The sequence below is a fragment of the Gluconacetobacter diazotrophicus PA1 5 genome (assembly GCF_000021325.1).
Classification (GTDB): Bacteria; Pseudomonadota; Alphaproteobacteria; order Acetobacterales; family Acetobacteraceae; genus Gluconacetobacter; species Gluconacetobacter diazotrophicus.
In genome coordinates, this window is sequence record NC_011365.1 from 2,015,457 (window position 1) to 2,028,543 (window position 13,087).

Genomic DNA, 13,087 nt, shown 5'->3' on the forward strand with positions numbered 1-13,087 from the left:
TTTATCGCCCCGGCTCGGCATACTCCCATCCCCCGCCAAGCGCACGATACAGGGCCACGAGCGTGGTTTCCGAGCGTGTCTGGCTGTCGGCAAGGGCGGACTGGGTGGACAGCAGGGCGGCCTGCGTCGCGACGACGTTCAGGTAATCCGTCGCCCCCTCGCCGTAGCGTTGCCGTGCGGCGGTGTAGGCGGCGCGGTCCTGCAGCAGGGCCTGCTCGGTCAGGGCATGGGTGGATTGGGACTTGGCATAGGCGGTCAGGGCATCATCGGCCTCACGCCAGGCGTTCAGGACGGTATTGCGCCAGGTCAGGACGGCTTCCTGCTGGGCCGCCTTGCGGAACGCCAGCCTGGCGATCAGCCGCCCGCCCTGGAAGACCGGAACGTTCAGGGTGGGGCCGACACTGAACTGCTTGGCGGGAAGAGAAAAGAAATCCGAGGCCGCGAAGGATTCCGTGCCCATGTTTCCGGCAAGCGTGATGTCCGGATAGAAGGCGGCGATGGCGGCGCCCACTTCCGCCGTGGCGGCATGAAGGCGTGCCTCGGCTTCCAGAACATCCGGCCGGCGACGCGTCAGGTCCAGAGGCAGGCCGACGGGAACACTGACGGGAAGGCGTGGCTGGGGGGCCCGGTTTTTCAGCTCGCCTTCCAGCGCGCGGGGTGGCTCGGACAGAAGCAGGCCGATGGCGTTGATCAGGGCGGCCTCGGCATTTTCCAGTTCGGGCAGGCCGGATTCCATGCTGGCAAGCTGGGCAGCCGCCTGCGAGACATCGAGGTTCGCCGCGACCCCGTTGGCGAAGCGGTCCCGCACCAGTTGCAGATTGGTCCGGGCGAGAGCGATGTTGGACTGCAGGATGACCTGCGGCGCCTGCACGCCGCGAAGCTGCATGTAGCTGGCGGCAAGGTCGCTGACGGCGGCCAGGGCGGCCGCACGGCGGGCGGCAAGGGCGGCGGCCTGATCAGCACGCTGGGCCTCGACCCCGCGGCGAATGGCGCCGAACAGGTCCAGGTCCCAGCTGGTGCTGAGGACATTGCTGTACAGGTTGAAGTTCAGGCTGGCGCCGGGGCTTGGTTCGGCCAGCGAGAAAATGCCGTGCGTGCTGAGCTGGCGATAGGCGTAGGAACCCGACCAGTTGGCCTGCGGCAGCCCGGCGGCGGCGACGGCCTTCATCTGCGCGCGCGCTTCACGGATTCGCTGGGCCGCGATCTGGAGGTCGAGGTTCTGCCGGCCGAGCCGGTCCACCAGGCCGGTCAGTTCCGCGTCGTCGAAGCTGCGCCACCACCGGGTGTCGATGGCGCCGGCATAGGTCTGGCTTCCGGCCTTCGGTTCGGCGCCCCAGGCCGGCGGGGCGTCGATCCGGGGGCGGTGGAAGGCCGGGCCGACGGTACAGCTTGCCAGGGCGATGGCCAGCGGCAGGGCGAACGCGGCGACACGCGGGACGGCCCGTTTCATGGGCCGGCACCCTCGCGGCCGGTGACGGTCGCGGCGGCATCGTGCCCCTGCGCGCCCACGACATCGGCAAAGCCGGTATCGACCGTCGTTTCGACCGAGAAGCCGAGACGAAGCAGCTTCGCCAGGGGCTGGTTCGGGGCGAGGATGATTTTGACCGGCAGGCGCTGGACGATCTTGGTGAAGTTGCCGGTGGCGTTTTCCGGCGCGATGGGGGCGAAAACCGCGCCGGAGGCCGGGGGAATGCTGTCCACGATCCCGTTCAGGGTGACGTCATAGGCATCGACGTGGATCCGGACGGGCTGCCCGGGGCGCATATGGCGCAGGGCCAGTTCACGGTAGTTGGCGCGAATCCAGATCTGGTCGAGCGGGACAAGCGCCATCAGCGCCGCGCCGGGGGACACGTAGTTGCCGGTCTGGACGCTGCGCTCGCCGATCATGCCGTCTTCCAGGGCGCGGATACGGGTGTAGGACAGGTTGAGTTCGGCCTGGCGGACCCTGGCATTATCGAGGTCCACCGTCGCCTGCGCGGCCTTGTGGCGGGCCTGCAGGATGGGAAGCTGCGCCCGGGCGGCGGCGACGCGGGCCTCGAGCGACTGGAGGTTCGCCTCCATGTCCCGCAGCGTTGCGGTGGATTGCTGGTTTTCCTGCGTCGAACCGGCGCCGGTTTTCGCCAGGTTGGCGTAACGCTGGGCGTTCTGGCGGGCAAAGATAAGCTGGGCCCGGACACGGGCGGCGGCTCCGACGCTTTCGTCGATGATCGACGGCTGGCGCGTCACGGCACTGGCGGCGTCCTGCACCAGCGAGCGGTCCCGTTCAAGGGTGGCCCGGGCCTGGTCCAGCGCGGTCCGGTAATCGCGCGGATCCAGTTCCACCAGGACCTGGCCCGCCTTGACAGACTGGTTGTCCGTCACATTCACCGCGACGACCTGCCCGGACACGCGGGGGGCCACGACGGTGTAATGGGCGGTGACGTAGGCGTCATCGGTCCAGACGCGGCGTGTGGGCACGAAAATAATGGCGAGGACGACAGCGATGAAAACGACGACGACCGCACCTCCGCCAATGAAGAGCCCGCGCATGACGGGACTGCCATGCTTCTGCTTGCTGTCCGTGTGACCACGGTTTCCGTTCCGGTCTTCATCCGCCATGCGGCGATGTTTCCTTTCTGCTTCCGACGGGGACAGGCGGGCGTCCGCGGACTATTTCGACTGGAACACGATACGGGGGGGATAGGTTCGGACCGGAAGGACACAAACCCACACCATCAGGCACACCACGATCCCGGCAATGATGAGCCAGTCGTCGCTGTAGGTCAGGGTCGCGGTCTGTCGCGTGACCTGCGCGTGCAGGGCGGTCATGCTGCCGGGAAAGGCCGGCAGCCCGTCCGGCGTCAGCGCGGCGGGTCGCTGGAGCACCGGATTCATGCCCTGGACAAGCTGGAACCGATCCTGGCCGAGCCGGTCGGTGATACGGTCGGAATGCAGCGCGCCGCGCTCGCGATGGACAAGCTGGATCAGCCAGATCCCCACGGCCTCGGCCACGGCGCGGGGCGTGTTGACCATGGCGGAGGCAAAGGGCCCTTCCTCGGGGACAAGGGCATTGGTGGACATCATCAGCAACGGCATGACGATCATGGCGTTGCCGACGCCCTGAAACGCCTGCCACAGATAGAACTGGTCCCGGTTCCAGTTGGACGTCACGAAGAAGTCCCCGATGCAGGCCGTCAGGATGCAGGCCATGCCGATAAGGCTGACGATACGGGAATCCACCCCTTTCCGGTTCAGCAGCACCGCCATCAGCGGCAGCATGACGATCTGGATCGCCGCGATTTCCAGGGTGATGGGATAGGTCTGCTCCGGCCTGTATCCGGCGGCTTCACGCAGGAAATCTGCCGGCAGGGCGGAAGATGACAGCGAGATGATCATGAATGTCAGCAGGGTGCTGGCGCCGTAGGCGAAATTCCGCCGTTCCAGAAGCTGGAACTTGAACAGGGGCAACGGATGGAACCATTCGTTCAGCACGAAAAGCGGAATGCAGACCCCACTGAGCAACGCCATGACGCAGATGGCCGGACTGTTGAACCAGTCCATCCAGTCGCCCATTTGCAGCATGGTCGAAAACGCGCCCATTCCGATCAGGACAAGCAGGAACCCCTGCCAGTCGAAACGCCAGAAGCGCTCGTGCCGGGGTTGTTCGACGGGCATTCCATACCAGAGCAGGACGAAGGCGATCGTGCAGAGCGGAATGGACTGCCAGAACACGAAGCGCCAATCGACCAGATCGGTCCACAGGCCCGCAAAGGCCGTGCTCAGGCTGGGAAAAAAGGTGGCGGTCAGGGCATAGGCCGCCAGGCCGTAAAGCCGGATGGGCGGCGGCAGCACCCGCAGGGCCGTCGTCATCAGCAGCGGAACGGTAAACCCACCGGACAGCCCCTGGAAGATCCGCAGGATGTAAAGGAGCGTCAGATTGCCGGTCAGCGGAATCAGGCTGGAGGACAGCACGGCCAGCCAGGGGACCGCCAGGGAAAAACGGCGCAACGTCAGGGTGACGGCCAGCCAGGGGGAAACCGACATCCCCACGATCTCGGCCGTGATATACAGGCAGGAAAACCAGCGCTGCGGGTCGCGGCTAAGGCCCAGGGCCCCCGCGATATCCGGCAGCGCCTATGCCGAAACCTGCTCGTTCATTTCGGTGGCAAACGCAAGGGCGATGATGCCCGCCAGCCCGAACAGGGAACGCTGCCCACTGGTCACCGAGGCGCGCCTGAGGGGGCAAGAGACATCATGCGCCGACTATGAAAGATCGGGAGGCTCCGCTTCAACCTCAGATGCGTCACGTGCGGCATAACAAAAATTTTAGATGCATCTCATGAATATAAAATGGGCTTTTGCCGTTAATTCCATTCTGGATCACAGTTCGTCCGCGTCCAACCTCGAATATCCGGACCACGCGGCACGATTTCCCGCAAAATCGTACACAAATTGCCATCGTTCCGCCGATATGTATTTTTATTATTTCTATCTATCTTCCTCGTTTTCATAAGAACTAACAACAAACAATAATAAAGGAACCATTTTCGGACTATGCCTGTCATTACGTTACCTCTTTCGCCTCGCTGCCGCGCGTATGTCCTTGCCGTCCTGACCGCCATCGCTTTCTGGGGGACCGGCCTGCCATCCGCGCTCGCCCAGTCGGAGACATCCAAGAGCGCCTTTACCCCTACCGATGAAGCGGTGAGTTTTCCCCTGGGCGGCGCGGGACAGATCCCGATCGGTCCACTGGTCACGTCGCTCTATGGCAACCCGCATCTGTTGGGGGACTGGGGCGGCATACAGCCCTGGCTGATGAAGCGCGGCATCTTCGTCAATGTCGGGGTGAACGAGGAATTCATGGGCAACATAACCGGCGGCCGGACGCGCGACCACGTCCTGGCCGGACAGGTCGCGGGCGAAGTGGATATCGACTGGCGGAAGCTGGCAGGCATCCCCGATTTCTGGACCCACATGCTGGTCGTCAACGGGCATGGCAACAATTTCAGCCACACGCTGGGTGATTACGTCGCCAATCCGGAACAGATCTATGGCGCGCGCGGCAACGTGGTCGCGCACCTTGTCTCCCTCTACGCCGACAAATCGTTCCTTCATGACAGGATCATTCTCTCGTTCGGGTGGATGCCGACCGGCAGCTTCTTCAATTTCGACTATCTGGCCTGTTCGTTCATGAATGTTGCGATCTGCGGAAATTTCGCACCGGGCAAATATGTGCCCGGCGGGCGCGACTGGCCGTCGGGCAACCTGGGCGGCATCGTGCGTTTCCGGCCGACGGAGCGGACCTATATCATGGCCGGCGCCTTCGGCGTGACGCAGGCCGGCTATAACGGCGGCATATCGGGCTGGTCCTGGGGACAGAAAATGAGCGGGGTATCCACGCAGGTGGAACTCGGCTGGGCTCCCTCGTTCGGTCAGGACGATCTGCTGGGCCATTACAAGATCGGCGCCTATTACGACAATTCCCGGTATCCGAACCTGTATGAGGACATCAACGGAAATTCGTTCCAGGCCACCGGACTGCCGCGGCGGTACGAATCCGGCCAATGGTCGTCATGGCTGATGTTCGACCAGATGCTGGTGCGCAACGGCAAGGGGGTGGCCAACGGCCTGATCGCGATCGGCGGCCTCGGCTACGCGCAGGGCAATATCGTCGCCATGCGCGACCATGAATGGATCGGCCTGCTGGAAAGCGGCACGCCCTGGAACCGCCCGATGGACCAGGCCGGCATCATGTTCCAGAACATCGACATGAGCCACACGCTGCGCCTGCAACAGCAATCCTCCGCCGCCCTCGGCGTGCCCTTCCTCTCGAATCAATGGGGCACGGTCTACGGCGTGCAGAACTGGGAACGGGTCTACGAAGCCTTCTACAGCGTCCACCTGCTACGCGCGACCGCGCTCCAGTTCGACTTCCAGTACCTCCAGCACCCCGGCGCCACCACCACCTTCGGCGGCGCGGCAGTCGTGGGCGGCCAGTTCACGACCAACTTCTGAAACCGCGCCCGTTCCCGATCACCGTCCCATCCCTCCGGAGGGCAATCAAAAGCGTCACCGCCCGACTGGAGGTCCGGCTTTCCCGTGCCGACCTCCGATACGTTAAAAAGCAACGCATGGAGCCTGCCGAACGTCCACAGTAAGCGCGTTCCCATTGCGAAGTAAGCGGCGGGAAACAAGCCGACGTATTATGGGTCGAATATACGAAAAGCGGCCATCAGCCAGGGTATCACCTATTACCGCTGACGCCCTCATGTCAGGTATTCCCCCCTTTCGAACCTACGTCCCGCCCGAATCGATGTCCACTTCCGGACTCCGATCACCCCATCTCAATGACGGGTATAAGCGCCAATCCGAAAAGCTTTCAGAAAAACGTATTCCCAAGTAATCGGGGTTAAGGGGTCCGCGACCCCTTGCGGGCCCGGGCAGAGCCCGGCTCTTCTTCCCGCAGGCATCAGTATTTCCACTGATTGGTCGGCAGGATAAAAAAAATGCGTGACGGGATGGACCCGTCACGCACCATTCTTCGTCCGGGGCCGGCGTGGTCTTACGACCAGCGCCAGTCTTCGATTTCCGGCATGTCGCGTCCGTATTCGGCGATGTAGCGGGTGTGGTCCACCAGCTTGTCGCGGATGGCCTGTTTGGCGTAGGCGGCGCGGGTGGCCAGGCCGGGCACGCGGTCGATGACGTTCGAGACGATGTGGAACCGGTCGAGGTGGTTGCGCACCACCATGTCGAACGGGGTGGTGGTCGATCCTTCCTCGCGGAAGCCGTGGACGTGGAAGTTCCGGGCGTTGGCGCGGCGGTAGATCAGCTTGTGGATCAGCTGCGGATAGCCATGGAAGGCGAAGATGACCGGCTTGTCCAGCGTGAACAGCGCGTCGAAGGCGGAATCCGTCAGGCCGTGCGGGTGCTGGCTGGCCGATTCCAGCGTCATCAGGTCCACAACGTTGATGACGCGGATCTTCAGGTCCGGCGCGTGCTCACGCAACAGCTTGACCGCCGCCAGCGTTTCGATGGTGGGTACGTCGCCGGCGCAGGCCATCACCACGTCTGGTTCGCTGCCCTTGTCGTTGCTGGCCCATTCCCAGATACCGATGCCGGCGCTGCAATGGCGGATGGCGTCTTCCATGCTCAGCCATTGCGGTTCCGGCTGCTTGCCGGCCACGATGACGTTGATGCGGTCCCAGCTATGCAGGCAGTGCGCGGCGGTGCAGAGCAGGGTGTTGGCATCGGGCGGCAGGTACACGCGGACGATATCGGCCTTCTTGTTGATCACATGATCGATGAAGCCGGGGTCCTGGTGGCTGAAGCCGTTATGGTCCTGGCGCCAGACATGCGACGTCAGCAGGTAGTTCAGCGAGGAAATCGACCGCCGCCACGGCACTTCGGCCGAGGTCTTCAGCCATTTCGCATGCTGATTCACCATCGAATCGACAATGTGGATGAACGCCTCGTAGCACGACATGAAGCCATGGCGGCCGGTCAGCAGGTAGCCTTCCAGCCAGCCCTGGCAGGTGTGCTCGCTGAGGATTTCCATCACATGGCCGTCGCGCGCCAAGTGGTCGTCATAATCCACCGTTTCCGCGTTCCACGCGCGGTTGGTGACGTCCAGCACCGCGTTCAGGCGGTTGGAATTGTTTTCGTCCGGGGCCAGGACACGGAAATTGCGCGAGGGCAGGTTTTCCTTCATCACGTCGCGCAGCCACGTGCCCAGCACGCGCGTGCCCTCGCCCGTCACGCTGCCCGGCGTGGTGACCGGCACGGCGTAGTTCGCGATGTCCGGCAGTTTCAGCGGGTGGCGCAACTGTCCGCCATTGGCATGGGGGTTGTCGCTCATGCGCCGTGCGCCGGACGGGGCCAGGGCCGCGATGTCGGCGAACAGGCGGCCGGATTCGTCGAACAGGTCCTCGGGCTTGTAGCTGCGCAGCCAGGTTTCCAGCGCCTGCAGGTGCCCGGGCTTGGTCAGGTCCGAGAACGGCACCTGATGCGACCGCCAGTAGCCTTCGGTCCGCAGGCCGTCGATTTCCTTCGGCCCGGTCCAGCCCTTGGGGCTGCGCATGACGATCATCGGCCAGGTGGGGCGTTCGGTCTGCCCGCCCTCGCGCGCCGCCTTCTGGATCGCGGCGATCCGGTCGAAGGCCAGGTCCATGGCCGTCGCCATCTTCTGGTGCATTGGGTCGGGGTCGTGGCCTTCGACGAAGATCGGATCGTACCCGTAGCCCCGCAGCAGCGCTTCCAGTTCGGGCTGCGGAATGCGGGCCAGGATGGTGGGGTTCGCGATCTTGTAGCCGTTCAGGTGCAGGATCGGCAGCACGGCGCCGTCGGTCTGCGGGTCGAGGAACTTGTTGCTGTGCCACGACGTGGCCAGCGGACCGGTCTCGGCCTCGCCATCGCCGATGACGCAGGCCACGATCAGGTCGGGATTGTCGAACACCGCGCCATAGGCGTGCGAGAGCGAGTAGCCCAGCTCGCCACCCTCATGAATCGAGCCCGGGGTCGTCGCCGCCGCGTGGCTGGGAATGCCGCCGGGGAAGGAAAACTGCTTCAGCAGTCGGCCCAGCCCGTTTTCGTCCTGCGACACCTCGGGGAAATATTCGCTGTACGTGCCTTCGAGGTACGTATTGGCCACGACGCCCGGCGCGCCATGCCCGGGACCGGCGATGAAGAGGATGTTGGCGTCCCGCGCGCGGATGATGCGGTTGAGGTGCAGGTAGAGGAAGTTCAGCCCCGGGGTCGTGCCCCAGTGGCCCAGCAGGCGCGGCTTGGTATGTTCCAGCTTCAGCGGTTCACGCAGCAGCGGGTTGGCCAGCAGGTAGATCTGGCCCACCGACAGATAGTTCGCCGCATGCCACCACCGGTTGAACAGGCCGAGTTCCGCCGCCGACAGCGGCGTGGCCGTCAGGGGCGCGGTGGACAGGGGGGACATCTCGTTCATCTTCGTTCCTTCCGAAACTGACATGCGGGGGGCGGACGTCATTCCCCCGCCAGGCAATCCGCGACGTGGCGGCGGATCATGCTTTCCTCGTCCGTGGGAATGACGCGGACCTCCACCGCGCTGTCCGGCGTGCTGATCACCGGGGCGTGGGCCGCGTTGGCGGCAGCGTCCAGGCGGAGCCCCAGCCAGGACAGGCGCGCGCACGCCGCCGCCCGGATCGGGGCGTCATGCTCGCCGATGCCGGCGGTAAAGACCAGTCCGTCCAGTCCACCCAGCACCGCGACCATCGAACCCGCCTGCTGGACCAGGCGGTATGTGAACATCTCCAGCGCCTGGCGGGCGCCGTCATTCCCGGCCGCGCGTTCCTGCAGGTCGCGCATGTCGCTGGAAACGCCCGACAGGCCCAGCAGGCCCGACTGGCGGTACAGCACGTCCTCGATCCCCGCCACGTCCAGTTTTTCCGCGCGCAGCATGTACAGGATGACGCCGGGATCGAGCTGGCCGCAGCGCGTGCCCATCACCAGCCCGTCCAGTACCGAGAACCCCATCGTGGTCTCGATGCTGCGCCCCGCCTGCATCGCGCACAGGCTGGCCCCATTGCCCAGATGCGCCACCAGCGTGCGCCCGGCCGCCAGCCGGGGCGACAGGCCGGGCAGGCAGGAGGCGATATATTCGTAGGACAGGCCGTGGAACCCATACCGCCGCACCCCCTTGCGCCCATAGGCGTCCGGCAGCGCCAGCCGCGTGGCCGTGGCGGGCATGGTGTGGTGGAAGGCGGTATCGAAGCAGGCGACCTGCGGCAGGTCGGGATGCAGGGCCGTCAGGGCGCGGATCGGCCCCAGGCTGGCCGGCTGGTGCAACGGCGCGAACGGCGTCAGCGCGTCCAGCCGCGCCAGGACATCGGGCGTGATCCGCACCGGGGCGATGAAGTCGGGACCGCCATGCACCACCCGGTGCCCTACCCCGACCAGCGGAACGTCCCCCAGGTGCGAGGCCACCCAGTCAATCAGGCTGCCGACCGGGCCCTGATGGGGATCGGCCCCTGTGTCGGGCCTGGGCCATGTCCGGTCGACCAGCACCGTACCGTCGGCGGCGGTGGCGCAAAAATGCGGATGGGTGGTGATGCCTTCCAGCTCGCCATGCGCGATGCGCTGCGCGCCGGATGCATCCTGCTGGTGGAACAGGGCGAACTTGATGCTGGAGGAGCCGGCATTGAGCGCGAGAATCGCCGTCGCCATGGAAGAACCTCCCCTGTTGATCCGCGGTACTCGTTTATCCTGTTACCGCCTGGGACGCGGGACGGCATTGACGCGTGTCAATGCCGGATGAGCAGACTGTAAGGCCGGGGCCTTGGCCACCAGTTCTTTACGGTTATCGGGGCCGGGGGTCGAGACCCGCCGCGAACCGGTCCCGCAGGATTTCGGTCGCTTTCGCGCGCGCGCGCGCCGCATCGCGGCCCAGCGCGATCAGGGCCGGAATCTGCGTCGGGCGGCGCAGGACACTGGCCAGGATGCGGCCCATTCCGATTCCGCCATCCGGCCCCAGGGCCAGCACCGCCGCGGGTGGCAGGCTGCGTTCCGCCGGATCGCAGACCACGCGCAGGACCGCGAACGGCACCCCGGCCCGCGCCGCGCCGTCGGCCACGAAACCGCTTTCCATGTCCAGCCCGGCACAGCCGGTACGGCGGAAACACGCCCCCTTGCGCCCCGCCGTCACAATCACGTCATCGCTGTGCAGCAGGTCGGCGGGGACGACATCCGGCCGGCCATGGCCCAGCCAGTCCAGCAATGCGGGATCGGCGGCCAGCCGCTGCCCGTCGGGCAGCAGGACATGGCCCGGCACCAGCACCGCCCCGGGGCGCAGGGCGGGGTCCAGCCCCGCCGCCAGCCCGAAGGACAGCAGCGCGCCCACCCCCTGGCGCAGCAGGTCGGCCACGGCGGCACGCGCGCCCGGCGCCGTGGCACCGCTGATGCCGACGTGCGCCTGCGGGGCCGCCGCGCGGATCAGCGCGGCCTCGGCCTCCATCCCGACCACGACGCCCAGCGTGCCCGCCAGGGGCGCGCCGGAGGGGGAGAGGCGCGCCTGCGCGGGTGCCGAACCGTCGGGTGCCATCCGCCTGTCCTTCAGAAGCCGAACGCGACGTGGCGGCTGTTGCTGGACGCCAGGTTGCGGTAGCGCGACAGGGCCAGCAGCGGAAAGAACTGACGGTATCCGTGATAGCGCAGGTAGAAGACCTTGGGGAAACCGACGGCGTTATAGGGTTCTTCGTCCCATTCGCCGTCATCCTTCTGCGTGCGGGTCAGGTAGGCCATGCCGCGCATCACCGCCGGGTCGTCGCGCAGGCCCACCGCCATCAGGCCCAGCACCGCCCAGGCGGTCTGCGACGGCAGGCTTTCGGTATAGATGCCCGGCGTGGCGCCTTCGTACGACGCGCAATCCTCGCCCCAGCCGCCATCCTCGCGCTGGACCGAACGCAGCCAGTCCACCGCGCGCACGACCGACGGGTCGTCATGCGCCACGCCGGCGGCGTTATAGGCGCACAGCACCGACCAGGTGCCGTAGATGTAATTGGTGCCCCAGCGGCCGAACCAGCACCCTTCCCGTTCCTGGTCCGTGCGCAGGTAGGCGATGCCGCGTTCGATCACCGGCCGGTCCTCGGGATGGCCGAGCTGCGCCAGGAACGAGATGCAGCGCGCCGTCACGTCGGCCGTCGGCGGGTCCAGCAGCGCACCGTGGTCGGCGAAGGGAATATGGTTCAGGAAATCGAGGTTGTTGTCGATATCGAACGCGCCCCAGCCGCCATTGCTGCTCTGCATCCCGATGATCCACTGGCGCGCGCGCTCCAGCGCCTCGTCATTCGCGGGGTCGCCCTCGCGGTGCAGCAGCATGCCGACCACTGCCGTGTCGTCCACGTCGGGGTAGTAATCGTTGTTGTACTGGAAGGCCCAGCCGCCGGGGGGCACGTCGGGGCAGTTGATCGCCCAGTCGCCCTTCACGTTCAGGATCTGGCGCTCGCGCAGCCATTCGGCGGCGGCGGCCAGCTTCTTCTTCGTGTCCTCGGGGCGGATGCCCTCGGGGCCGGACGCGGCCTCGATCATCGCATGGCCGGCCAGGCCGGTGTCCCAGATCGGCGAGACGCAGGGCTGGCAATAGGCCTCGCCGTCCAGTTCGACCAGCAGCCTGCGCACGGCCTCCCACGCCGTGGCGGCGCGCGGGTCGCTGTCGGGCACGCCCAGGGCGCGATACATCATCACCGTGTTGGCCATGGCGGGATAGATCGCGCCCAGCCCGTCCTCGCCATTCAGGCGGGGTTCGATGAAATCGACCGCCGCCTTGATCGCGCGCTGCCGCGTGGCGTCGGGGATCAGCCGTTCGGCCGGGCGCAGGGCGATGTCCACATATTTGAACAGGCGCCCAAGCTGCGACCGGTAGGGGCCGCGAATCCAGTCCCGCACCTGGTCCGGCGGGGTGACGAACAGTTCGGGCACATGCACGTCGCGCGGATTGATCGCGCGCGGGCGCAGCGCGGCCAGCACCAGCAGCGGCGCGATGACCGTCCGCGACCAGTAGGACATGTTCCAGACCGAAAACAACGCCTTGCGCGGCAGCAGCATCAGTTCCACCGGCATCACCGGCGTCGCATGCCACGGGACCTCGCCGAACAGGGCAAGCTGGAAGCGGGTGAAGACGTTGCTGCGCTCGGCCCCGCCATGATCCAGGATCGCCGCGCGGGCGCGCGCCATGTGCGGGGCGTCGATATCGTCGCCGATCGCCTTCAGCGCGAAATAGGCCTTGACCGTGGCCGAGACGTCGAACTTGCCGCCGTGATAGAGCGGCCAGCCGCCATGGTCGCCCTGGATGCGGCGCAGATAGACGCCGATCCGCTCCTCCAGCGCCGGGTCGATCCGGTCCAGGTAATGTTCCAGCAAGACATATTCCGCCGGGATGGTGGCATCGGCCTCCAGCTCGAACACCCAGTGCCCGTCATCCTGCTGCCGGCGGCCGAGTGCCGCATGCGCCGCATCGACCGCCTGGTCGATGTCGGTCATCGGCACGATCCGGTCCGCCGCGCGGGACGGGGGGAGTTCGATTGTATCGGTCGCGTTCGCCATCATTTCCTGTTCCCCGCCGGGCGGGACCTGTCCAAAAATTCCT

8 protein-coding genes are annotated in these 13,087 nt (G+C 66.0%); 1 reads left to right on the plus strand and 7 read right to left on the minus strand.

What is annotated here, in order from left to right:
• Position 1: 1 nt before the first annotated feature.
• From GDIA_RS09150 to GDIA_RS09160, 3 genes are read right to left on the minus strand one after another with little or no spacing between them, the layout of a single operon-like run.
• Positions 2–1,450, minus strand: coding sequence for an efflux transporter outer membrane subunit (locus GDIA_RS09150; protein WP_012553989.1), 1,449 nt, complete (start codon positions 1,448–1,450; stop codon positions 2–4).
• Positions 1,447–2,598 carry an HlyD family secretion protein gene (locus GDIA_RS09155; RefSeq protein ID WP_012553990.1) on the minus strand — a complete coding sequence of 384 codons (1,152 nt, stop codon included), beginning with the start codon at positions 2,596–2,598 and terminating at the stop codon, positions 1,447–1,449. Before GDIA_RS09155 ends, GDIA_RS09150 begins: the two co-directional genes overlap by 4 nt.
• 51 nt (positions 2,599–2,649) lie before the next feature.
• Entirely contained in the window at positions 2,650–4,110 is a 1,461-nt protein-coding gene (locus GDIA_RS09160; RefSeq protein ID WP_259650205.1) for an MFS transporter, read from the minus strand.
• A 423-nt stretch (positions 4,111–4,533) separates the two neighbouring features.
• Here GDIA_RS09160 and GDIA_RS09165 point away from each other — a divergent pair, with 423 nt between their 5' ends.
• Complete coding sequence (locus GDIA_RS09165) at positions 4,534–5,994, plus strand: carbohydrate porin (protein WP_012553992.1); 1,461 nt, start codon at positions 4,534–4,536, stop codon at positions 5,992–5,994.
• A 547-nt stretch (positions 5,995–6,541) separates the two neighbouring features.
• Here GDIA_RS09165 and GDIA_RS09170 read toward each other — a convergent pair.
• The 4 genes from GDIA_RS09170 to shc form a co-directional block, all read right to left on the minus strand.
• Positions 6,542–8,932, minus strand: a complete 2,391-nt coding sequence (locus GDIA_RS09170; RefSeq protein WP_012553993.1) for a phosphoketolase family protein — start codon at positions 8,930–8,932, stop codon at positions 6,542–6,544.
• A gap of 38 nt (positions 8,933–8,970) precedes the next feature.
• A complete protein-coding gene (locus GDIA_RS09175) occupies positions 8,971–10,170 on the minus strand; it encodes an acetate/propionate family kinase (protein WP_012553994.1) in 1,200 nt (399 codons plus the stop codon).
• A gap of 133 nt (positions 10,171–10,303) precedes the next feature.
• Positions 10,304–11,044, minus strand: a complete 741-nt coding sequence (locus GDIA_RS09180) for a phosphorylase family protein (RefSeq protein WP_012225044.1) — start codon at positions 11,042–11,044, stop codon at positions 10,304–10,306.
• Positions 11,045–11,055: 11 nt separating this feature from the next.
• Positions 11,056–12,981: a squalene--hopene cyclase gene (gene shc, locus GDIA_RS09185; protein ID WP_183116281.1), complete on the minus strand. Its 1,926-nt coding sequence runs from the start codon at positions 12,979–12,981 to the stop codon at positions 11,056–11,058.
• Positions 12,982–13,087: the final 106 nt, after the last annotated feature.

Coding starts and splice junctions, on each gene's coding strand:
- GDIA_RS09165 (WP_012553992.1), top strand. CDS start 4,534: ATGCCTGTCATTACGTTACCTCTTTCGCCTCGCTGCCGCGCGTATGTC.
- GDIA_RS09150 (WP_012553989.1), bottom strand. CDS start 1,450: ATGAAACGGGCCGTCCCGCGTGTCGCCGCGTTCGCCCTGCCGCTGGCC.
- GDIA_RS09175 (WP_012553994.1), bottom strand. CDS start 10,170: ATGGCGACGGCGATTCTCGCGCTCAATGCCGGCTCCTCCAGCATCAAG.
- GDIA_RS09155 (WP_012553990.1), bottom strand. CDS start 2,598: ATGGCGGATGAAGACCGGAACGGAAACCGTGGTCACACGGACAGCAAG.
- GDIA_RS09170 (WP_012553993.1), bottom strand. CDS start 8,932: ATGAACGAGATGTCCCCCCTGTCCACCGCGCCCCTGACGGCCACGCCG.
- GDIA_RS09180 (WP_012225044.1), bottom strand. CDS start 11,044: ATGGCACCCGACGGTTCGGCACCCGCGCAGGCGCGCCTCTCCCCCTCC.
- shc (WP_183116281.1), bottom strand. CDS start 12,981: ATGACCGACATCGACCAGGCGGTCGATGCGGCGCATGCGGCACTCGGC.